The organism is Nostoc sp., from assembly GCF_036919815.1.
GTDB lineage: Bacteria > Cyanobacteriota > Cyanobacteriia > Cyanobacteriales > Nostocaceae > Nostoc.
Map to the genome: position 1 here is coordinate 1 of NZ_JBALCE010000088.1, position 23,946 is coordinate 23,946.

19 protein-coding genes are annotated in these 23,946 nt (G+C 41.9%); 10 read left to right on the top strand and 9 right to left on the bottom strand.

Annotation, left to right across the window (positions count from 1 at the left end; translation table 11 throughout):
• Window positions 1-327 precede the first annotated feature (327 nt).
• The 6 genes from sat (at window position 328) to V7K15_RS20865 (ending at window position 8,722) form a co-directional block, all read left to right on the top strand.
• Entirely contained in the window at window positions 328-1,506 is a 1,179-nt protein-coding gene (gene sat, locus V7K15_RS20840; RefSeq protein WP_334908314.1) for a sulfate adenylyltransferase, read from the top strand.
• 199 nt (window positions 1,507-1,705) lie between these two features.
• Window positions 1,706-3,814 carry a caspase family protein gene (locus tag V7K15_RS20845; protein WP_334908316.1) on the top strand — a complete coding sequence of 703 codons (2,109 nt, stop codon included), beginning with the start codon at window positions 1,706-1,708 and terminating at the stop codon, window positions 3,812-3,814.
• A 557-nt stretch (window positions 3,815-4,371) separates the two neighbouring features.
• Window positions 4,372-5,214 carry a DUF2382 domain-containing protein gene (locus V7K15_RS20850; RefSeq protein ID WP_334908318.1) on the top strand — a complete coding sequence of 281 codons (843 nt, stop codon included), beginning with the start codon at window positions 4,372-4,374 and terminating at the stop codon, window positions 5,212-5,214.
• Window positions 5,215-5,626: 412 nt separating this feature from the next.
• Window positions 5,627-6,580 carry a DUF2382 domain-containing protein gene (locus V7K15_RS20855; RefSeq protein WP_334908320.1) on the top strand — a complete coding sequence of 318 codons (954 nt, stop codon included), beginning with the start codon at window positions 5,627-5,629 and terminating at the stop codon, window positions 6,578-6,580.
• Window positions 6,581-6,727: 147 nt separating this feature from the next.
• Window positions 6,728-7,636: a YsnF/AvaK domain-containing protein gene (locus tag V7K15_RS20860; protein ID WP_334908322.1), complete on the top strand. Its 909-nt coding sequence runs from the start codon at window positions 6,728-6,730 to the stop codon at window positions 7,634-7,636.
• 162 nt (window positions 7,637-7,798) lie between these two features.
• Window positions 7,799-8,722 carry an ion channel gene (locus V7K15_RS20865; protein ID WP_334908324.1) on the top strand — a complete coding sequence of 308 codons (924 nt, stop codon included), beginning with the start codon at window positions 7,799-7,801 and terminating at the stop codon, window positions 8,720-8,722.
• 12 nt (window positions 8,723-8,734) lie between these two features.
• On the opposite strand, the gene V7K15_RS20870 is transcribed toward V7K15_RS20865, so the two are convergent.
• Entirely contained in the window at window positions 8,735-8,935 is a 201-nt protein-coding gene (locus tag V7K15_RS20870) for a hypothetical protein (RefSeq protein ID WP_334908326.1), read from the bottom strand.
• 127 nt (window positions 8,936-9,062) lie between these two features.
• Here V7K15_RS20870 and V7K15_RS20875 point away from each other — a divergent pair, with 127 nt between their 5' ends.
• The 3 genes from V7K15_RS20875 to V7K15_RS20885 all read left to right on the top strand — a co-directional run bounded on the left by V7K15_RS20875 (window position 9,063) and on the right by V7K15_RS20885 (window position 11,971).
• Window positions 9,063-9,668, top strand: coding sequence for an exopolysaccharide biosynthesis protein (locus V7K15_RS20875; protein ID WP_334908401.1), 606 nt, complete (start codon window positions 9,063-9,065; stop codon window positions 9,666-9,668).
• A gap of 862 nt (window positions 9,669-10,530) precedes the next feature.
• Window positions 10,531-11,088 carry a hypothetical protein gene (locus tag V7K15_RS20880; protein WP_334908328.1) on the top strand — a complete coding sequence of 186 codons (558 nt, stop codon included), beginning with the start codon at window positions 10,531-10,533 and terminating at the stop codon, window positions 11,086-11,088.
• Between the two features lie 106 nt (window positions 11,089-11,194).
• Window positions 11,195-11,971, top strand: coding sequence for an SDR family NAD(P)-dependent oxidoreductase (locus V7K15_RS20885; protein ID WP_334908330.1), 777 nt, complete (start codon window positions 11,195-11,197; stop codon window positions 11,969-11,971).
• Between the two features lie 133 nt (window positions 11,972-12,104).
• On the opposite strand, the gene V7K15_RS20890 is transcribed toward V7K15_RS20885, so the two are convergent.
• From V7K15_RS20890 to V7K15_RS20925, 8 genes are all read right to left on the bottom strand, one after another.
• Entirely contained in the window at window positions 12,105-12,884 is a 780-nt protein-coding gene (locus V7K15_RS20890; protein WP_334908332.1) for a photosystem II S4 domain protein, read from the bottom strand.
• A 90-nt stretch (window positions 12,885-12,974) separates the two neighbouring features.
• Window positions 12,975-13,355, bottom strand: a complete 381-nt coding sequence (locus V7K15_RS20895; protein ID WP_334908334.1) for a GNAT family N-acetyltransferase — start codon at window positions 13,353-13,355, stop codon at window positions 12,975-12,977.
• Window positions 13,356-13,865 (bottom strand): hypothetical protein, encoded by a 510-nt coding sequence (locus V7K15_RS20900; protein WP_334908336.1) that lies wholly within the window; start codon window positions 13,863-13,865, stop codon window positions 13,356-13,358.
• Window positions 13,866-14,044: 179 nt separating this feature from the next.
• Entirely contained in the window at window positions 14,045-14,422 is a 378-nt protein-coding gene (locus tag V7K15_RS20905) for a hypothetical protein (protein WP_334908338.1), read from the bottom strand.
• A gap of 652 nt (window positions 14,423-15,074) precedes the next feature.
• Window positions 15,075-17,318 (bottom strand): TolC family protein, encoded by a 2,244-nt coding sequence (locus tag V7K15_RS20910; protein WP_334908340.1) that lies wholly within the window; start codon window positions 17,316-17,318, stop codon window positions 15,075-15,077.
• Between the two features lie 104 nt (window positions 17,319-17,422).
• Entirely contained in the window at window positions 17,423-18,985 is a 1,563-nt protein-coding gene (gene kaiC / locus V7K15_RS20915) for a circadian clock protein KaiC (protein WP_334908342.1), read from the bottom strand.
• Window positions 18,986-19,062: 77 nt separating this feature from the next.
• On the bottom strand, window positions 19,063-19,377 hold the full coding sequence (kaiB, locus tag V7K15_RS20920; protein WP_334908344.1) for a circadian clock protein KaiB: 315 nt from the start codon (window positions 19,375-19,377) through the stop codon (window positions 19,063-19,065).
• Between the two features lie 104 nt (window positions 19,378-19,481).
• Window positions 19,482-20,063 (bottom strand): KaiA family protein, encoded by a 582-nt coding sequence (locus V7K15_RS20925; protein WP_334908346.1) that lies wholly within the window; start codon window positions 20,061-20,063, stop codon window positions 19,482-19,484.
• A 641-nt stretch (window positions 20,064-20,704) separates the two neighbouring features.
• On the opposite strand from V7K15_RS20925, the gene V7K15_RS20930 reads away from it, so the two are divergent.
• Window positions 20,705-23,935 (top strand): ATP-binding response regulator, encoded by a 3,231-nt coding sequence (locus V7K15_RS20930; protein WP_334908403.1) that lies wholly within the window; start codon window positions 20,705-20,707, stop codon window positions 23,933-23,935.
• Window positions 23,936-23,946: the final 11 nt, after the last annotated feature.

Sequence of the window (23,946 nt, forward strand, 5' to 3'; positions counted from 1 at the left end):
AAAATTTGGTTCCCTCCCCTTTATAAGGGGAGGGCTAGGGTGGGGTAACGCGGATCGTGATGGTAAGTGAACTCAATATCCAGTTTTTACAAGGGTTTCCCGTTAAGTTGACACCAATGAGCATTGCTGTGCCACTACGACAGATGTGGTTCAAATACATGAAAACTGCTGTAAGTATCTAAATTCCACAAATCTTCTAACACAAACGATAAAGACAAGGGTAATAACTACAGACCAATACCTAAACTCTTTTTCTCTACGTACCAGCATTTGGTAAGTTAGTACATAATCTGAAACAATAACAGTTAATACAAAGAGGGGATTACCTTGAGTCACAACCTAGATGCCATAGCCCCCCACGGCGGACAGTTGGTTAACCGAATCGCCACACCAGAACAAAGAGCAGAGTTTCTCTCAAAAGCTGACTTTTTGCCACGAGTGCAACTTGACGATCGCGCCGTTTCTGATCTAGAAATGATTGCGATCGGTGCTTTTAGTCCACTCACGGGTTTTATGAACCAGGAAGACTACGATCGCACTGTTACAGAAATGCGACTAGCTAACGGTCTTGTGTGGTCAATCCCGATTACACTATCGGTAAGCGAAGAAGTAGCTGACCCATTGCAGTCAGGCGGCTTAATCCGTCTGGATAACTCCAAAGGTGAATTTATTGGGGTTTTGCAACTGACGCAAAAATATCACTACGACAAAACCCGCGAGGCAATAAATGTCTACCGCACTGATGATGTCAATCATCCCGGCGTGCAGGTACTCTATAACCAAGGTAATGTACATCTTGCGGGTGATATTTGGCTGTTGCAACGCGAACCTCATCCCCAGTTTCCCACTTACCAAATTGATCCAGCCGCCTCACGGCAACTATTTACAGACAAGGGTTGGAAAACTATTGTCGGCTTTCAAACTCGCAACCCCATCCACCGCGCCCATGAATATATTCAAAAGTGCGCTTTAGAAATCGTTGATGGTCTATTTTTGCACCCATTAGTCGGGGCGACAAAAGAAGATGATATTGCCGCCGATGTGCGGATGCGCTGTTATGAAATTTTGCTGGAACACTACTACCCCTTAGACCGGGTAAGTTTAGCAATAAATCCCGCCGCAATGCGTTATGCTGGCCCTCGTGAGGCAATATTCCATGCTTTAGTTCGCAAAAATTACGGCTGTACTCACTTTATCGTCGGACGGGATCATGCTGGCGTCGGTGACTATTACGGTACTTACGATGCTCAGTACATCTTTGACGAATTTGAGCCAAGTGAATTGGGCATTGTGCCGATGAAATTTGAACACGCTTTCTACTGTACGCGCACTAAGCAGATGGCAACATCTAAAACTAGTCCCAGCAGGCCAGAAGAACGCATTCACCTATCGGGGACAAAAGTTAGAGAAATGCTGCGGCGTGGTGAGTTACCTCCTCCAGAATTTACCCGTCCAGAGGTGGCGGCAGAGTTGGCGCGGGCAATGCGGATAGAAGTACCTGTTTAGGGCATTGGGCATTGGGCATTGGTTATTTCTCCCTCATCCCCACCCTGCGGGTTCGCGTAGCGTTCCGTAGGAAAGCTAAAGCTACATCTCCCTCACCTCCCCCCACTTGGATCAACAAACAAACACCATCTGTAACTTTACATTACAGAGTTCAGCCCTGTAAGCTGCTAACTGATAGCTGAGAGCTGATAGCTAATATATGAAACGGCGCACGTTTTTACAGAGAATTGGCTCAATACTCGCGGTATTGGGGGTAACTGAAGCTGAGTGGTTGACTTTGGGAAATCGCTATTATCAAGCTTTGGCACAACCCAATCCGCGCAAGTTGGCATTGCTAATAGGTATTAACCAATACCCAAAAATCCCAACCCTCAGTGGTTGTCTGACGGATGTGGAACTGCAAAGAGAACTTTTGATTCATCGCTTTGGCTTCCAAGGGTCAGATATCCTAACTTTAACTGAGGAACAAGCTAGTAGGGAATTCATTGAGGCGGCTTTTTCGGATCACTTGAGTAAGCAAGCTAAACCCGGTGATGTAGTTGTCTTCCACTTTAGCGGCTATGGCAGTCGTGTAAAATTGGAAACATCGCCAGATCCAATGCAAAATGCTCTGGTGCCAGCTAAGGGAAGTAAAGAATCACAAGATGAGAAAATAGTCAACTATATATTAGAAGAAACTCTACTGCTATTATTGCGATCGCTCCCCACAGACAGAGTAACAGCAATATTGGATACTAGCTATTATGCTGCTAACACAGTCTTAGGATTAAAAACTCGCGCCCTTCAGGAGTTAGTAGAAGCAAAGCTAGCAGTAGATGAACTCGACTTGCTCAAACAACTTAAAACTCAAAACTTACCCAGCACTCCTGTTGTCTTAACAGCTACCTCAAATCCAAAGCAGTCGGCGAGAGAAGGACTCTTTTCTGGTTTTAGTGCCGGGTTATTTACCTACGCCTTAACGCAGTATTTGTGGGAATTTACCCCAGTCACCACAATTCAAGTCGCCCTCTCTCAGGTGGAAAATTCTCTATCCAAATTGGGTAGTAAAGAGCAACCAGCGTTATTAAGTGATCAGAAAAATCAAGATATAACGTCTCTAACACCAGACAATATCATTGGTGCAGAAGGCGCCGTGAATGCTATTGAAGACGACGGCAAAACAGTCCATCTGTGGTTGGCAGGATTACCTCCACAAGTGCTGGTATACTACGGAGTGAATTCTCGATTGACCTTAGCAACAGGAGAAGAGTTAATATTGCGATCGCGCACTGGGTTAACAGCAAAAGCGCAAATTTCCAAAATTGATCGTACAACTCCTCTGCAAGTCGGGGAACTTGTCCAAGAAGCAGTCCGAGTTTTACCCCGGAATATTAATTTAACAATTGCTTTGGATACTGGATTAGAAAGAATTGAGCGGGTAGACGCTATCAGTGCCTTTGCTGCATTTTCCCGTGTGTCCACTATAGTAGCAGGGGAAAAACCAGCTGATTATCTATTTGCCAAGCTACAGCAAACGCCTAGTCGTTATGGTCTATTTTCTCTTGGTGGCGAGTTAATTCCCAATAGCACCGGAGAAGTAGGAGAAGCAGTAAAATTAACAGTGCAGAGGTTAGCGCCGAAATTATCAATCTTGCTAGCGGCCAAGTTATGGCGACTCACAGAAAATCAAGGTTCTTCCCGCTTGCCTCTCAAGGCAACATTAGAAATAATTACTGACAGATTGCCGAGTGTCGTCATGCAGCGCGAAACAGTGCGAACTTTCAAAACTGAAACTTCGATTGAAAAATCACTCCCCATTGCGATTGTGCCTATGGGTAGTCGAATGCAATATCGAGTAGAAAACCAGAGCGATCGCCCAGTATATTTAATCTTGCTGGGATTAAACAATAATCATACAGCAATTGCCTTCTACTCTTGGGAAACTCCTCAAGAATCAAACACTGCGGACACTAAGCCCCTCCTCAAACAAGTCGTTATCCCTCCAGGTGAAACCCTCACTCTACCCCAAACTAATACTGCTTCCGAATGGGTGATTTCAGGGCTAGCTTTATTTTATGAACAACAACTGATTCTTAGTACTGCCCCCTTTAGCGAAACTCTCGCCGCCTTGAACACTGCGAAGTATTCCACAACAGAACAAGGGCCGATTAGCCCATTGTTGAATTCCTTAGACGTTGCCCAAAGCTTGCTACAAGACTTACATAACGCCAGCGCCCTCAAAACGGGGATGAACGGCACAGCAGCCGACTCATATATCTTAGATGTGAATAATTGGGCAAGTTTTAGCTTTAGTTTTCAAGTAGTGTAAATATAGAATTTAGTAGCTGACTCTTGGCAGACTTTGAGATATTTTCAATATGTGCGATCGCATATTAGAGATAGGAATGAAAATGAATGTAGAGACGTAGCAGTGCTACGTCTCTACAAAGGTTCTGGATAACGCATATTTAATTTCTAGAGATGTTTATTTAGTTTACTGTGTAATGATATTAGCCAAAATCCTATTTAAGTAATTTAATTTTTTATTGAGATTAATTAGATTGTATTGAAACATTTTATACCATCTAAATACTGTTTATTATAACTTTAGTTATATCTCTATTGATGATCAACAGTGTTTAACTTGAGTGCTTTCTTCATAAACTATAACTGCAAGCCACGAAATATCTCAATTAAATAAGACTTACGCATAAGATATCTCCCAACCCCTCTTAAAAAGGGGGTTAGGGGGGAGTGCCGCTACGCGAACGAAGTTTCAGGTTTTGGTGCGTAAGTCCTGTTAAATTCAGTCGCTAGTAAGAGGAGAAATAGCACAATATTTATTAAAATAGTTGAGAAATATTCTAAACTACTTGGGAACAGCAGATGCCTCTTCACAAACTTGAACATTTTGACCCAGACTATCGAGAAACTTTTGGCGGAGACGACGTTAAGGCGTTGGAGCTTTATACTGAGGGAGGAGAGAGAGTTGGATCGGTCGCTGATGTTTTAGTTGATGACGATGGTCATTTTCGGTATTTAATTATTGATATAACCTTAGATTTTCTTAGTAAGAAAATATTACTCCCTATTGGTCTTTCCCGAATTGATTATCCTGGAAGACGCGTCTATGTTGATGGGTTAAGCAGACAGCAAGTAGAAAGTTTACCTGATCACAAAGAAGACGCGCTCCTTAATCATGATTATGAAGAAAAGGTACGTAGTGTATTTCGTTCTCCAACTAGTGGTGTAACTTACGATCGCGATACATACAATTACCAGAAAGAACCAGCTTTATATGGGTTAAATGAGCAATCTGATCAAACTTTTAAACTTTATGAAGAACGATTAGTTGCCAACAAACAACGCATAAAAAGCGGAGAAGTAACGCTTGGTAAGCACATTGAAACAGAAACTGCAAGCGTTACAGTAGATATTGAAAAAGAACGAGTTCTGATTGAGCGAGTTGTGCCAACAGAAGCAGGAAAGGTTGTAGATCCCAGTGAACTTCAGTTCCAAGAAGGAGAAGTAGCACGCATAGAAGTGTACGAAGAAACGCCTCAGATACATAAAGAAGCGTTTGTGCGTGAAGAAGTCCGAGTTAAGAAAGTAGTAGAACGGGAAACTGTGGAAGCAAAAGATACTATTCGCCGAGAAGAGTTAGATCTTAATACTGTGGGTAATTTACATGTCGAAGAAAATATTCCCACTACAGATGAAGCTATTTAAGTAGCTGGTCAATAAATTTGTGATATTATCTGAAAATAATCATGCAGGCAAAGTTAATTTTTATCTCTGCCTGTGTTTTTTTATTCAACAACAAGATACCCGACTTATTAGACAAGTTGGGAATTTATGCCTTCAAAAAATTTACATCTTGATAAACCGTTTAAAAATGCAAAATTTTGCGGTGACGATTTTAATATATCCGGCGAATTCCATGCACCAAGGCTAAACATATTTTTACAAAAGTGAGATGCTCCCAATTTCGCATCTTTAGTTAGCCATATATAAAACAATATCTATAACTTTTGATTATTGAACTATTGAAATAATTCATTCGGCAGAAGGAGGTAAGCAAGTAAATAAATGTATAATTTAGTTATTAGTAGATAAAGAGAAAATTTTTGAGGTTAATATAATGGTTCTCTACAAACTGGAAGATTTTGAGCCTAACTACCGGGATACCATTGAAGGTCAGGACATTAAGGGACTTGGGGTTTATACACAAGGAACTGAGGAAAAAATTGGCACTGTCAGCGATGTTTTAGTGGATGAAGAAGGTCATTTCCGCTATTTTGTGGTTGACTTAGGCTTCTGGATTTTTGGTAAAAAAGTATTACTACCAGTTGCTCGTGCCCGTATCGATCATAATAGCGATCGCGTCTACACAATTGGCTTGACTAGAGTCCAAGCAGAAGATTTACCTGAGTTCAATGAACGCCAAAGCCTTGATTATGACTATGAAGAACGGGTGCGTGGGGTATATCGCCAACCCACAGACAACGCCCTACCTCTAGAAGCTTCATTAGCACAACCGGGAGACTACGCCCTTCCTGTAGAACCAGCATTACCATTGCAAGCGACAACACCAGTAGATACAACCTATAAGCAGCCAGTTACGCCTCAACAGCCGGTTACACCTACTTACAATCGTGATAGCTACACTTACGAAAATGAGCCTTCTTTATATGCGTTAAATGATCAAGATCATCAAACTCTAAGATTATATGAAGAACGGCTGGTTGCCAATAAAAAACGCCAAAAAACTGGAGAAGTAGCGATTGGCAAGCGTGTTGAGACTGATACTGCACGGGTTGCAATACCAATAGAAAGAGAACGAGTTGTGATTGAGCGTGTCACTCCCGCAGATGCAGGTACTGCCGCTTCTGGGCGCGGAGCAGACTTCCGTGAAGGCGAAGTTACTCGGATAGAACTCCACGAAGAAACTGCTGATGTTCGCAAAGAAGCATTTTTGCGTGAAGAAGTTCGAGTCAAAAAAGTGGTAGATCAAGAGACAGTTGAAACTCAAGAAACTGTGCGTCGTGAAGAGTTAGATGTTAATTCTGGTAATCTTCCGATTGAAGAACGCTAACCAACGTAGTTATTAGTTCTTAACTAATAACTAATTTGACAGAGTACAGGTGGGGCTGTTTAATTAGCTTTGCCTGTACTTTTAAAAGGTCAAAATGAACAATAGATTTAATATAGCTAACCAGAAAGCAGTTCAGAAGTTTTGCATATGAATAGCCAACCGATGACCAAAAACATTGGACAGGCAAATACGAAGACTCGCACTAGCACCTCACTAGCAGATTTAAGAAAGAAGGTGAAGAATTTTGCTGTCATCGACAGGGAAGGTGAGCTAGTAGGAGTAGTTCATGATTTAATTGTTGATGCTAATCGCCGGCTAAACTTAATTATATCTAACCAGGCGAATCAAGAAACTCTAGAATATGGTCAGCAGTTAGCTAATAAACATCCTTCTTTATTTCAATTGCAGAGCCAGAGAATAAAACAAATTGACAAGCCGACTAAATCTGTTTTCATAGACTTAAACAAATCAGAAATTGAATATATGCCTGAATATTTAGAAGCAGAAACACCAGGCGATGGCACACTATCAGAAAACTCAACCAAGCAACTAGTCAACAATCAAACTATAAATAGCCCAGTTGAGCCAGTAAATTTAGAACCGGTTAACGAACAACAGATTATTCGTTTACTAGAAGAACGACTAGTTGTTGAAAGCAGTAAGCGTAAAGTTGGTGAGGTGATTGTTCGCAAAGTCATCGAAACTCGGATGATACAAGTTCCTGTCCGGCGTGAAAAGCTGATTGTGGAACAAATTAGTCCAGAACACAAACAACTTGCAGAAATTGATTTAGATGGAGGGGAAATTCTTGGCCTTGACTTGACGGAAGTAGAAAGCCTTGAAGTTACACGCTTTGATAGCGGTTTAACGGTAAGTGGCGAATTTAGTTCGCCTAAAATTGCTAGTTTATTATTAAATGCGATCGCACTAGAGCAAAATCACGGATGCAAGCAGGTGCGAGTGACGATTGTTATTGAAGATGAATCACATCAGAAAAAATACCAGGAGTGGTTTGACCGATGTTCTAAAAGTCAATCACTAAAGCCGGAAAAATAAGTTTCTAGCAGATAAATTAGTAGGGTGGGCATTGTCCACCCTATTTTTTTACTGATTTAAGAAAAGAAAGTTAAATTTTCGTTCCTTTGCGGGTAAGTGGAATGTCTCCAAACCAACTTAATTTACAATACTAAGCAGTTGCCGTTCTTTTGGCTACTTGCAATGAAATTTCGACTAAAGAGACTTTCACCGAAGAAACGACAGCGTTTGATCCCACCGATTCAGATTCAAGTTCGAGATGGAAAATTTGAGATTATGGGTATGGGTGCATGGTATTCCTACTGGCGTGATCCTTACCATCTGCTGCTAACGATTCCCTGGACTGGCTTTCTGCTGCTGATTTGTACTTTCTATCTAACTATTAATGCTCTATTTGCCCTAGCTTACTTGATAGGAGGAGATTGTATAGCCAACGCCCGACCTGGCTCTTTTTTAGATGTCTTTTTCTTTAGCGTCCAAACCCTAGCATCCATCGGCTATGGGGCAATGTATCCTAAAACAACTTACGCCAACATTGTTGTCACCATTGAAGCAATGATCGGTTTGATGGGAATTGCTGTGATGACAGGACTAGCGTTTGCTCGATTCTCCCGACCTACAGCCCGTGTAGTCTTTAGCCGTGTTGCTGTAATTACACCTCATAATGCGATGCCGACTCTCATATTTCGCAGCGCTAATAAGCGTCGCAATATAATTCTGGAGGCGCAGATGCGAGTCTACTTGATGCGCGACGAAGTAACCATAGAAGGGCAGTCCATCCGTCGGTTCTACGATCTCAAACTGCTAACAAACCAAACACCTAGCTTCACGTTAAGCTGGTCGGTGATGCATGTCATTGATGAGTTTAGTCCTCTATATGGGATGACACCAGAATCCTTAACCCAGACAAATACTATTCTGATCATCTCTTTGAGTGGCCTTGATGAGACGGTTGCACAGGTCGTCCATGCCCGTCATACTTATGGTGCTAATGATATTTTGTGGAACAATCAATTTGTCGATATCTTCCACCACGCACCCGATGGACATCGCTACATTGATTACAACCGCTTCCACGATGTTTTCCCTTTAGATGAAAAGAGTTGAAATGCCTGAAAGTCACTCAGAAGTCTGATTGAGTGGTGGTTGCAAGGGTTTAACGACAACTCGACCATTTTCAACTACAGTGCAACTTTTAACCATGCTCTTGCTGTGGTTCACTGGCACATCCTGGCACTGATTTTGGTAGCAGATATTTTGATTTTGCTCTTGTTGTTGATTGAGGACGACAACACAACATGCGCTGGAGGCGATGGACATATAATATATTTTGATCTCTATATCTATTATCGCCCTACTGATGCTGTTTGGCTCAAAAATTTGCTCCCCATGTGTTTTGATTTCTCCCTCTGCTAAAAATGTAGTAACTCGCATCAACTCACGCCAAATGCATCTGAGATTTTCTCAAGATATAAAGTCGCTGTTGCAACGCCTAGCTGAACAACCCCTGACTCTAGGTGATATTCTAGCAGAAACCTCAGAACGAGGGTTCAGCCTGGTAATTACATTATTAGTTTTGCCCTTTTTATTTCCTATGCCACCGGGATTAACTGGCCCTTTTGGTGGTGCTTGTTTACTGTTGTCAGTGCAAATGGTTTTAGGGAGGCGATCGCCTTGGCTGCCGAAAAGAATCGCTAACTACAAATTTCCTCGTCACTTTGCCCAGTTACTTTTGCAAAATTTGGGACGTTTTACCAAAGTTTCACAGAAAATCGCCCGTCCCCGATTCGCAAAAATAGCCCATAATCCTTTGATTTGGCGAATTAATGGGTTTTGTATCTCTTTATTAACAATGTTACTAATATTACCAATTCCGTTTACAAATCCCATCCCCACTGTAGGTATTTTACTTTTGACTGTTGCGACCATCGAATCAGACGGTTTATTAATTTGCATCAGCTACGGCATCACTGTCCTGATTACCTTGCTGTTTGGATTTATTGGTTATGCAGTATGGTTAGCTCCCAGTTTGCTGCCATCTATATTTAAATAATAAAAGCCCCCAGCTTTCGGCTGAGGGCTGTAATTTATTAGGGTGCATCTACCATTTATTAATCCGCTTTATTGATTGCCAGATCCGGGAAGATTTAACTTGTGTACAAAGTTATTTTCTTCACGCATTAAAAAATATCAGCAATAAAAAAGCCTTCAACTAAAAGCTGAGGGCTATGATTTAATTAAGGTGCATCTACCATTTATTAATCCGCTTGATTGATTGCCAGATCCGGGAAGATTTAATTTGTATACAGAGTTATTTTCTTCACGCATTAAAAAATATCAGCAATAAAAAAGCCTTCAACTAAAAGCTGAGGGCTGTAATTTAATAAAGGTGCATCTACCATTTATTAATCCCCTTTATTGATTGCCATATCCGGGCAAATTAAACTTCTGAACAAATTTATTTTATTGTCAAATTAAAAAATATCAGTGATAAAAAAAGCCCCCAACTAAAAGTTGAGGGCTGTAATTTAATTAAGGTGCATCTACTATTTATATATCCGCCTTAATTATTGCTGCATCAGGAAGAATTGAAAAGAGAATAGAATAGACTTCTTGCATAAATCAAAAAAAGAACCCCTCCCCGCAGGCGGGGAGGGGTGTTAGGGACTTTTGCAAGAGGTCTATACTTCCCTAGTTTCACTTAAGTAACAATAACTACCCTAGCCTCCTGGAGAATAACCTGCGGTATTTGACTAGGTAAGCATGGCTTATATTCACAATAATTTTACAAATAGTTGATATTTTCCCTGAATATACAAAGTTTCTGTCAATATTTTTGGCAGCATAACCGCAATATGACTAATTTAGTTTAGTACTTAGGTATATGACTATGTAAGTTAGATACACCCAACTTGATGAAGCGATCGCAATTTTTATTAGCCCTTGCTAGTCTTAGTATTGTCGGGGTAAGCTTTTTTCTGAGAACAACTTTTAGCAGTACTAGCGAACCTAAAATAATAACTGATACATCACGCTATAAAGAAATTCGTAATCAACTATGGTCTAATAAAGACGAAGTAAAACATTTTCCTAATGAGATTCCCACTGATGCCAAAGACGTTCGCCTTGCTTACTCTCCCGAATTTTTGCCAGCAGGTAGTTTTTTTCAAATTAGACTAAAAGAACCACCAAAAAAAATAGAAAAATTACTTTCACAATACAGTAGTAGTGCAAAGCACAAATATAGGGGTGGCAACACAAACGACCACATAAACCAGCCTAATGGTGTGCCGACAACTTTCTTCTACACCAGTGACTCTCATACAGAATCTTTTCCAATTACTTATGAAATATTAGTATTAAATGCAGAGGATAAAGGTAGACCTGGCTTCAAGTGGAATCATGGAGATAGTTACGGTGTCGCAATTAATAGTTCAGCCTCAGAAATTATCTATTGGTCTGAAAAATGGTAATTAGCAATTCAATTATCCTTTTGGGTATATCACTTTGGGTAGTTAAAACTTCGAGCCAGCATAGCTAAGATTTTAATGGTGGTTAAAAACTATCTGAATATGTAGAATGCCAACTGCTTTAATTACTGGTGCATCTAGTGGTATTGGTAAAGCCTTTGCCCATGAACTAGCTGCACGTAAGACTAATCTTGTACTCGTTGCTCGTTCCGAAGAGAAACTAAGCCAATTAGCTAAACAACTACAAGAAGAACACAAAATTCAAGTAGACGTTATAGTTAAAGACCTCACAGAACCTAATGCAGCTACTGCTGTATTGGATGCCACAAAAGCAAAGGGATTAACCATTGACTTATTAATCAACAATGCTGGTTTTGGTTACTATGGTGACTTTGCTGAAGGGGATGGAGAAAGACAAATTAAAATCGTACAATTAAATATTTTGGCATTGGTAGATTTAACCCATAAATTTTTACCGTTGATGCGGCAACGTCGTTCTGGAAGTATTATTAACGTATCTTCTATTACTGCATTTCAACCGATACCATACCTTTCTGTTTATGCTGCCAGTAAAGCTTTTATTCTCAGCTTTAGCGAAGCACTATGGGCAGAAAATCGTCAATATGGTGTGCGTATTTTAGTTACTTGTCCAGGGCCAATAGAAACAAACTTTTTTGCAGAAGCTAATTTTCCTCCAGCGCTGGCAAGCAGTACAAATAAAGTATATTCTTCTGAAAAAGTGGTTTGGGAATCTTTAGAGGCTTTAGAAAAAGGGTATCCAACTGTGATTAGTTCTGATACTAACACTCAAATTAGAAGCAAATTATCTCGGCTCGTACCGCGCAAACTTCTGCTGAATATTTTAGCAAAACACTTTAAAGCCTAAGTATATAGTTAGGAGACGCGATTAATCGCGTCTGTACAGGAGTTTGGAGCAGAGACGCGATTAATCGCCTCTGTACAGGAGTTAAAGAAAGTGGTGAATTTCAAACTCCTATTAACTCCTCACTTCTGACTTATTAGATATATCTTGTTAATTGAACTCGGTAACGGTCTTTTTTTGTAACAGCTATTTCCCCAACTTCTAAACGTCCTTTAGAGCGAATAGCGATTAAGTCACCTGATTTCACTTGAGAACTAGCTTGAGTAACTTCCTTCCAATTGACGCGGACATCACCAGCATCAATGAAATCAACCATTTTGCTGCGGGACATCCCAAAACCAGCAGATGCGATCGCATCTAATCGCAAAGAAGCCTCCACAGTAGTTAATTCTTTTTTCTTGGGTTCCCGAACCTTTAATTCAGTTACCTGAATCTGCTGAGTTTTCACAGTAACCGATCGCACCTGGTTAAGACTCATTGACAAAAATTCCACTAACTCTGGGGCGACAATCGCCTGCGCCCCTCGTTCTCCCAAAACTATAATATCTCCCGTCTTTTCACGAACAATTCCCGTTCCCAACATTGCGCCTAAAAAGTCGCGGTGAGAGGCGGTATCAAATAGGAAATTACCACCAATTTCCACCGCCACAAGGCTGACTTGAGATTGATCTAAGGGAAGTTCCGAACGAGCGATCGCTATTCTTTGGCGTTCAGCTTGCGGATATCCACCCCACGCCGCCAATTGCACTTCTGTTAATCGACTAAATACCCGTTGAATTTCTGCCAATTCTGGGGGAGATAGAAAATCTGTCAAAACCACTTCCCAAGTTTTGATCGCTTGTTCGGCTTGATCAATTACACGAGCTAGACTATCTCGATTTTCAACACCTTTTAAAAGTTCTTCTCGTGGCAACATTCTTAAAAATTATGAGTTATGAATTGAGAATTAATCTACTATAACTATCTTGATTCTAGCTTTAATTCCCATTTCAGCAGGTTTTCATCTCTACCAATTTGTTGCATTCCTAATTTTTCCAGAATGCGAATCGAGGCAGTGTGATCGTCTGGAGAATGAGCGATAACCCATTTCTACAGTTCCCGTCTGATCGGGTTTGCTAATAAAACCCAAATCGCCAATTAAACTAGAATCGGCAATGTGAATCATTAGCCAGACACCCCAACCCAACTGGGAAGGATCATCTATTAGCATCTGAGCATACATTGGGAAAATGTCTAACACCTCAGATGCATACCAATCATCGGGAACCGTTACCCCCAAAAGCTTCTTTACTTGTGATTTATTTCTTGTAATCACCGCTTGCGCCACCTCCAAAGAACAGGGAAGCAACTCAAGTCGCTGTGTCGTGATCTGTAAACTATGACTCATTCAATACACAGTATTTGTGTCAGCATAACCTTGGATATTTTCGGGATCAAACTTACGTAATATTCGGGTTGCTTGCCGAGTTAGAATTTCAGAACCTTGAACGGCAACTAAATATTTACCTGCATCTAAGCGGTTACGATAAGGCAAAGCATCACCACCACCGACAAATAAACCGACTCCACCACCGACAAAGACACCACCCATAGCACCACTAGCAGCACCCAGCAGCCCGCCAACCATGTGATTGCCAACTTCACCCGCCCAGGCAAAAGTATCTAAATCAGTGATCAGGCTGAATGTAAAACCTGCAAAAAAGCCAAATGGGATCAGCCAGGTTGCCATCAGTTTTGCTTGCTTTTTGGCTTGGTCTTTGGGGTCAATTAAGCCAAACTCGTCAGCCGTTTTATACCCCCTCCCCAAAATAGTACTGTTTATGCCTTCTTTTTCTAAAGCTAAGTAAGCAGCTTCGGCTTGAATGCGGTCTGGTAATACGGCAACAAGGTAATTCATTGATTTTACAATTTGTTTAATAGAAGTTTTGCTTTAACTAACAGCGTATCAGTCCTGGTCGAATCAATTGCAAACCGCGATCGCGTTCGCAAACTCGTAGAGAAGCGCTGCGGCGTTCGCCCTTGGTGTCTCCCAAGGGGAGAAGCGGCGATCGCCCAAGTTAAATCTACATGGGCTGATCACTTCAGCGAATCTAGTGGCTCACAAAAATGGTTCACGCCTTGTTTGAGGACATATATCAAAACTGGTGTTGCCAAAATCTTCGGAAACGTTGGCATTGCTTTTAAACGTTCCATCATCTTCTGAAGTGAAGTATTAAGCAAATCTTCCCGATATTCTTGTTCGCAAATGACCACACGCCATTTTCTAGCCAAGGCATCTAACCATTCGGAATTTGCTCTTTCTGGTTGTTGTCCTGCCCGGATAGCTAGTGTCATCGCCGCATCTTCTAAATCTCCATCACAGTCTTCAATCAAATCTAGCGCTTCCATATCGCTAGGATCATCTGCCAATTGAGAGCGAAACTGTGCAATTTCTTGAGATGTTACTTTAGTCATGAGTCTTTAACAAGGCGAGCGATGCCTACGGCGGTAAACTACGGGCATTCAGTTATGCTACATCATTTCACAAAATTCCTGTTACAAATACGTTTTTTGGATATTTTTTTATTCGTCAGTCCCTTAACCGATCGCGGAAGTCCCCATCTTCTCTGCGTTCGCGCAGCGTGTCGCAGACAGACGCTAACGCGAACAAGGTACTCCTAAGATGGGGATTGTGAGCGGGTGATAAGGATTGCATCTGGAATTGATTTTTTACACAGTAAAAACTCTCTTCTGGATGTATGACGAATCCCCATCGCCCTTGGCGTCTCCCCTTGGGAGAAGATTTTCTGGTAAGATAGGTGATGTCTTGACCATCAATGCCACAAGCGAAAACCTTTTCTTATAGGTACATGTCGCATCGCCCTTGGCGTCTCCCCTTGGGAGAAGAGAAAGATTTGGGTCTTGGGAACCAGGACTCCTGCCCTTGGAGGGAATGTCAGACCAAAAAAAACTACGGAGTAATTGATGGCTATTCCCGATGAATTGGGAGAGCTACGACTTCAGCCGTAGGCAAGTCTGAGTAGTTCACAGTACAGCTTTTTTACCAAAAAGCCTCATTGAAAAATGAGGCTTTTAGAATTTTTAATTAGGAAATAAGTCAGCAGTATTAGCGTAAAGCTCTGAGGGTAACAGACCGTTGTAACTGAGCTAAAGCACGGTTGTAATTCAAAATTGCTGTGACTCGATTACCTTCGGCTCTTGTGAGGTCGTTTTCAGAGTTAATGACATCAGTTTGAGTGCCTACACCAGCTTGGAATCGCAAACGCGCTAAACGTAGAGCTTCCCTAGCTTGTTCTAAAGCGGTATTAGAGGTTTGAACATTTTCCAAATTAGATTGCTGGGTAGAATAGGCTTGTTCTACTTGAAAGCGAATTTGGTTACGTTGTTCAGCAAATTGAGTTTCTGCGATCGCAATATTAGCTTTTGCCTGATTTGCCCTTGCTACTGCTGCTCCCCCATCATATAAATTTAGGCTTGCCCTGACTCCTACTGAATAACCATCAGTGACGCTGATATTATCATTGAACTGATCTAGTAGGCTGTAGCTGGCTACCAAACTAAGTTGAGGGCCTAATGATGAAAGTGCTTGCCGTCGCTGTTGTTCGCCAACGTTACGTTGCGCCAATTGCTGTTGCAGTTCTGAACGGTTTTGAAAAGCCAGCACAATACTTTGTTCTAGTGTTGGGTTCCAAAGACCAGCTAATTGTACAGGATCGGCTGCACTGATATTTATCCCCTGCGGCAAACTTATCCGAGTTGCTAATTGACGACGGGCAATTGCCTGTTGGGATCTAGCATTAGTCAAATCTTGTTGGGCATTTGCTAAATTCACCTGCGATCGCAACACATCAAACCGTGTACCAACCCCAGCTCGCTCTAAAGCTTCTGCATCACGCAAACTAGCTTCGGAGTTCTGCACAGCCGACAGGGCAATACGTACTTGTTCATCCGTTTGTTGCAGATTGTAGTAGTCAGTGGCAACATTCAGACGGATTGTTTCAAACTGAGTTTCTACAGCCAGCTCATCGGAGCGCTCCTGTTCCTCGGCCTGTCTGATAGTAGCTTGCCGATTTCCAGAAGTATAAAGGTTATATGTCAGTTGTGCTTGACCGTTGAAAGCTGTACTAGGTGCGCCTGTATTTGAGGGAAAACCTTGCTGTTTGGATAATTCGTCCTGAAGTTGACCAGAAGCAGACTGACCGCGAGTGATATCACTACTAATAGCAAGATTAGGAAGCAAAGCAGCTTGTGCCTCGCGTACAGAAGCGCGACTACGTTCTAGCTGCAATATCGACACCTGTAGATCATGATTGTTCCGCCGTGCTAGCTCTAGAGCCTGTGCCAAAGTAATCGGCTGATTTCCCTGAAGTCTCACTTCCTCCGATTTGGTGGGAAATAGCAGGGGATTTGAGCTAGGAATCAGGTTATTGGGAATTTGTACCGAATCTGACGGCGCAGGAATTGGCTTTCCTGGCACAATCTGAGCTGGCACTGAACCTCCTGGTGCAGGAGTTACGTTTCCGGGTACAATCTGAGGTGGCACCGAATCTGACGGTGCAGGAGTTACGGTTCCTGGCACAATCTGAGGTGGCACCGAACCTCCTGGAGTCTGAGTATTACTCTGAGCCACGCGTACAGTAGCCGCATTTTGCCGTAAGCAGGTGCTTGAGTCCAGGAGCAAAGAAGCCGAGGAGTCAGTTTTGCTTTTCCCCAACTCCTGTGGACACCTCTGCGCTGACAACAGTTTTGCGGCTCCTGCACCTGTAGTTGAAGCTTGTAAAAATGTCTGTAACTGATTAACAGTATTTACCTGTTGAACCACTGACGGCTGTAAAGAAGACAGCGACAAAATTTGTTTTTGGACAGAATGAGGTTTTGAAGTGTAGTTAGGAACTACTACGCTCTTTAATTTCTGCCTATTCGGGTCTGAATTACTGTTTTTTTGATCATTTTGAGCAGAACGGCTGACATCAGGCTGTTGGGAAGGATTAGAGGTAGGTGTCAAACTGAAAAATCTACCTTTATCTTTCTTAATAACTTGTTCTATGGGTACACCAGTAGTTCCAGTTATTAACACTGGGATACTGTTATTCCTTAAAGGCTTCAGACTAAGTTTAGTAAAACCAAAAGCAGGTACTAGGGTTGGAACACTAACATCTGCACCATTAGGCAGTTGCGTATTCATGGTGTCCACAGCAAAGTCTTGACCAGAAGTAGAAGTCAAAACACTAGGAGAAGCCGCCAGTTGTACCCCTGTTACTTTCACAGTATCAGCCCAGGTGGGCCCAGTTGTTAAGACTGCTGCTGTCAAACCAGGTAAGAAGCTATAAAATAATTGCTGTCCTTTCACCGCATCCCCTCACACAAAAATCAATCTAGCGGCAGAAAACCTTTCTTCACCACAGAATATAGCACGATACTAAACTTAGGAAAGAATATACTACGATACTAAATTTAGGGTTCGGAACTCTGTTTGTCTTCAAAACGTCTGACAATGCGAGAAAGTTCCGCCTTTTCATCGATATTAACGCGAGTAGGAGCACCGCTGATAATCCGTTCGTAGTTTCGGAAAGAATCTTTAATATCGGGACCATCCGCAGTGATATTATACTCACGAATGCCCTTATCATGCCAAGAGCCTCTCATTTTGAAAACGTTAATTACCCGCGACATTTCTCCGCGAATTTCTACGTACTGTAACATCAGAATTGTATCGGTAATCGTGGAAATATGGGAGTCAGTAATCAAATGCGCTCCCAGAAATTGCTCGGTTGTGTTGGTAAAGAAACCAGTAATTTCTTCTTGTTTAGCATAACCTGTCACACCAATTACAAACTGCCGAAATGCATTATGGCTCACTCCTCTAGCTAGTGCTGAAAGCGAATCAATGGCGATGCGAGCTGGTTTGAATGCAGCAATTTCTGATTTAATAATTTGTAGGTGGTCTTCTAAACCAGTTGATTCGGGATAGGTACAGATTATTTTGAGTAAACCTTGATGTTCTAATTCTTCAAAATCAATTCCCCAAGAGGAAGCATTACGAGATAGTTGGGCGCGTGATTCTTCATAAGCAAATAATATTACCTGTTCTCCATTCAGGCAGCCCTCTTGAATAAACTTACTAACTAACAAGGTTTTACCAGTACCAGTGGCTCCTGTTACTAAAATAATTGAATCTTTAAAGAAACCACCACCGCACATTTCATCTAAGGTTTGGACACCAGAAGATACTCTGACATTAGAAGATCGTTGAGTTAAGCGCATTGCCCCCAGTGGGAAGATGTTAACTCCTTGATTAGTAATTGTGAAGGGATACTCACCTTTCATATGAGTTGTGCCGCGCAATTTGAGGATTTCAATTGTGCGACGGCGGCGTTCTCCTTCTAAAATGTTGCGAACAATTACGACATTATCAGAAACAAATTCTTCTACTCCGAAAGAGGCAACAGGCCCATATTCTTCACTACGTTCAGTGGTAATTACAGTGGTGACACTTAGTAGTTTCAGACGTGCTACTAGGCGAAAAATCTCGTGTCGCACTACTCCCATCGCTTCATACTGCTGAAATACTGCTGTTATTGAGTCGATTGAAACTCGTTTAGCTTTGTATTTGTGGATGGCATATTGCAAGCGCTCAATGAGTGCAGAAAGGTCAAAATTGCCCACGATATCTTGACCTTCTGGATCTGGAGATGCGTCAAGAATAAACAACTTGCCTTCTTCGATTAGGCGTGGCAAGTTCCAACCAAAAATATAGGAATTTTTAATAATATCAGTGGGTGATTCTTCAAAGGTAACAAATACTCCTGGTTCATCAAAGTAGGTGATACCGTTATAGAGAAACTGAAGAGAGAATAAAGTTTTGCCTGTGCCGGATGTGCCACTAATCAAGGTAGTTCTACCAATTGGGAAACCACCATGAGTAATATCGTCAAATCCTTCGATCATCGTCCGAATTTTTTCTACACCCCCAATTTTCGGTGGTTGCTTTGGTTCTACTTGCTCGTTTTCACTCATTGCTTGATCACACAAGGGCATTAAACCCAGTTTTTTTATAACTAAAGTTTGGACTGAATTTTTTGATGATTAAAATTCTACTCTTCAAAATCTTCTTCACTGAGTTCTTCATAGAGCAAATCTAATCCAATCAATACTTTTTCTCTATCTGAAAGATCCCCAATAATTTTGCGAACGGGTGGAGGCAAAATTTTAGATAATGTTGGAGTTGCCAATATTTTATCTTCTTCAGCCAGTTGCGGGCTTTTCAGGACATCGATCACTTTTAAAGCATAAACACCTTCAAGCTCCTCTTCTAAAATATTTTTGAGTGTTTTTAATGCCCGGACGGAATTCGGGGTGTTCCCTGCTACATAAAGCTTGAGAACGTAGGTTTTTCTGGCTTTATTCATCTACTTAATCGCTAGTCATGATCAGAGAAATATAATATTTGTTCGCGGATTGGGAGTCACTAACAGCAGTAGCTTGTTCCAAGTTGAATATCGATAAATTTAATTTATTTAGAAGTCGAACTCCTATAGACTTCGCACAGGTGAGCTAGGATATCTATCAACGTTAGGCGGTAATCAAGTAAAGTTTCATTGCTCCTTCCTTCTAATTTTAGCTGGTGAGAAAATTCTTCAATTACCTCCATGTGAATTTCGATGATTTGAGGCACAGGAATATGAGCATAAAATATAGTATTGATAAATTTATCAATTTTTTCTGGGAGTGTTTTGTCTGTGGTAAAATAATGTATAAGAATCAGGCTGTAATCTGATTTAAGCTGTTTTAATAATTTTTGCCTTTCTGGTGTAGTCATCTCCTGGAAATGCTGTTGGCTTTTTTGCGTGTGACTGGCAAATACCTGTATGTATTTCCCAGTGTAGGCCTTACTTGGATTTTGTCGCTGCCAATTTGGTAAGTAGTTGATTTTTCCACAAGTAGTTGCAGCAACAGGTAAATAGCAAAATCGGGCAATAATTGCATCAATTAATTTTCCCACCCACACGCTCAAACCTTTTTGCTTGGCTAAGTCAACTCGATTATCTAAACATTTGGTAACATTAGGTTGTAGAATCAATATCGGTAATAACATCTATTCTTGAATATATCCCTTTGATTGCCCTGACCAATAAACCTGGGTTGATAAGTTTGGTAAACGCTTTTAGGGTAATACTGGGTGTGCAGTAAACTGGTGATTCTACCCCAAAATAACACTCTGTGTTAGCAGATAGTGCTAGCCACTCAGCAACTTAGTTGTAGGACTTAGTAGGTCTTTGATGATCAGGTAGATGTCGGCATAGCAAGACACAGGAGCTAATTTATTATTTGCATATCTCTGTATCTAAATAGATTTTTTTATTTTGCTCATTGATTAAGATACTTAAACGAAGTTCAAGGTTTGTCGCATTCTAAATCATTATAATTCCTCAAGGTTCTAAAGCGAATCTTTGGGGTGATAATTGTTTTAACCGTCGCTATCGATCAGGAGTTTAAATACCAGTAAGAGACTGGGGAGGCTAGTTACTACAAATCAGAAACGTCGCCTCTTTTGAAAAATGCACTTGTCCGCAACCAAGTGTCCGTGAGGGGAAATCCCGTTGTTTTAATGGCGTTGAACTAACCAGAGTTGCTTAGATGAGTCTTCTTAGAGGATATGGCTTCAGGCGAAAAGACCATCAACTGGCAGATGGAAATGCCGGAGGTTTCCAGAGGAAGAATGACCCCCAAAGCCCTATGCTAATGCTACATTACCCGCTTTATGACTTTCAGGCAACCGTACCTAGCTGCCCCCAAACAAGTTCTCTGGCAGTGGTGTTGGAGATTTTTGAGCAGGAGCAGTGCGATCGCTTGGTAGTAGTGAATCAACAGCAATGCCCGATCGGATTGCTGTATTCTGTCCGTTTAATCCCAAAATTATTAACAAGTAGTGACGATAAAAATCTAAATTTACACCAATCACTCTCAACTTGGGGTCAAGCTCTAATTGAGCCAATACAAACAATATCAGCTTCTGAGTGTGTAGAGCAATTAAGTTTGCGCTTGGGTTATCTCCAAGGCGAAAAACACCAGAACTTAGATTGGGCGTTGATTGACTCTGAGGGTCGATATTTGGGACTGCTGGATAGTTCTCGGCTGTTGCGATCGCTGGCTAAGGAACGCATGACTGGGTTACAAAATTCAGGTGAGCATCGCCATGAGTATGATCCTGGTGTGCAGAAGCCAAATCAACTCAAGTCATTGGGACACCAGCCACTAGTACACTTGCTGGAAAGACTGCCTTGGCCTTTGATGTTGCAAACGGGTAATGGCGAGGTGGTAGCACGAAATCCCGCCTGGTGGCAGCAATTAGGAGCCTTGAAAGATCCAGAAGGAGTTAGGGAACAGGTGGAGGCAATACTTGTTCCTAAACCCTCCGAAAAACCAGAATATACCACCCAAGGAGCAATCAAGGTTCATCGCAATGGTCGGGAGAATGAGCTTGAGGGTGAAGAGGAACCGACTCAGCAAGAAGCATCACCACAGGCTGTATACAGTCGCTGCTATTTGGATAGTCAGGTGGGGACTTGTACCTGCGTTCTGGAAGTGCAAAATGGTCAGGAGCAAATCTGGCAATTTGCCAAAATTCCCTTAGATAGTCCTGAGTTTAAAGTCATGAGTGCTGACTCAGAGATTGCACTCAGCAATGATTTGTGGTTAATTTTAGCTACTGATGTGACTGAGCAGCAACAGCTTTGTAAAGAACTGGCAGCAAAAAATGCCGATTTAATTCAACTAAATCGGTTGAAAGATGAATTTTTAGCTTGTATTAGTCATGAACTCAAAACTCCCCTAACTGCCGTTTTGGGGTTATCGCGGTTGCTCGTGGATCAACAGATGGGAGAACTCAACGAGCGTCAAGCCCGTTATGCGGGACTGATTCATCAAAGTGGACGCCACCTAATGAGTGTGGTTAATGACATTTTGGATTTGACCCGCATGGAGACGGGACAAATGGATTTGACGCTGACTCCGGTGAAAATTCGGGCTGTGTGCGATCGCGCCCTATCGGAAGCTAAAGCCATCCACACTCAAACTACCAAATCTACATCTGCCTCGCCAACTCAAAATGCCCGTTTATCTGCTCCCCAATTCTGCCTTTCCATTGAACTAGGCTTAGATCAGATGGTGGCTGATGAATTGCGCTTACGCCAGATGCTAGTACACCTACTTTCCAATGCCTTTAAATTCACCGAAATATCTGGGGAAATGGGGCTGCGGGTGAGTCGTTGGGAAGGATGGATTGCCTTTACCGTTTGGGATACAGGCATTGGCATTCCTGAACACCAGCAACACTTAATCTTTCAAAAATTTCAACAACTAGAAAATCCCCTCACCCGCCAATTTGAAGGCACTGGTTTGGGGCTGGTATTAACTCGTGCCTTGGCTCGTCTCCACGGAGGAGATGTCAGCTTCTTATCTCGTGAAGGAAAAGGTAGCCAGTTTACACTACTTCTGCCGCCCAGTCCCCCGAAAACAGGCTTTTCGGAAGCAGATATGGGAATCAGAGAAGAGGAAGAAACACGACATCAACAGACACGGCAAAACCCCGTAATATCGTCTACTTCCACACAGCATCATCCGGTTAGTTCGCAACGGTTAGTCTTGGTAGTTGAGGCAGTAGCCCGATATATTGAAGACTTGACTGAACAACTCAAAAGTTTAGGATATCGCGTAATGATTGCGCGATCGGGGACAGAAGCAGTTGAAAAAGCTCGGCGCTTGCAACCAATAGCGATATTTTTGAATCCGTTGTTACCCCTGCTATCAGGCTGGGATGTGCTGACTTTACTAAAATCTGATACTGCAACCCGTCATATATCTGTAATTGTGACAGCGACGGCAGCCGAAAAAGAGCAAACATTTGCTAACCGAGCCGATGGTTTCTTAAGTTTGCCAGTAGAGCATCAGGTTTTAGCACCAGTTCTAGAAAAATTATGTGCTACACAAGCAGTTTTGCAACTAGGGTTAGACAACAACGCAATTATCCCGACTAAGACTCCACTGCGAATTCTCAGGTTGGTGAATCCCCAGTTGGAATCGGTGAATCCCCACCTCTCACTTCGAGAACACCGGGTAATTGAAGTAGATGACTTAGATCAGGCAGAACTTTTGGCGCGGGTATGGCAGTTTGATGTCATTTTGCTAGATGTCGAAAGTACCACTGCCCAAATTTATTTGCAACAACTAATTGGACATCCACATTTGGCAGCTATACCACTGGTTACTTGCGATGTTGCAACTACCCTAATAGCTTCTAAAATACCAGAATTATCTGTATTTCCTTACTTAACACCATTTGCTAAAGACAACAGTAGTCGCACCGAGAAAACAGACGCCTTACTCTCAGTACTGCAAATTGCTTCTGGTATTTGCTGCCCTCCTAACATCTTGGTAGTAGATTTGACAATGCTGCGTGATTTTCCACAGGTAAGACGCAAGCAAGTTAAAGGTTATCAGACTGAAAAAAATTCCTTAATTAGTAGTGATGCTGAACGGGGTTCTGAGTGGTTCCAAGCTTTAATTCAGTATCTACAAACAGCAGGTTTCAAAGCGGCGATCAGTCCCTGTTGGGCAGAAGTGTTACAACAAATTCGCCACCAAAGCGTTGACTTACTGCTAATTTGTTTAGGAGAATCAGCTATCCACAAAGATGTACTAAAAGCACTGAAAACATTGGGAGATTCGCCTTTAAAGTTACCACCAATTTTGGTACTGAATCAGCGATTAAATCAGCCAAAAACCAGTTTTCCGGCTGGGGTAGCTTACAAGGAAATTGACAAGCAGAAGAAGAATATTTTGGAATCCATAGAAACTGTTGTTAGTGCGATCGCTACTCAAATATTACCGCGATCGATATCAATGGAAGACCTCTTAAATCAGATTAATCAAGCTTTAGTTGTCAATGGTTACAATGGCAAATGTTAATGGGAGTGGGG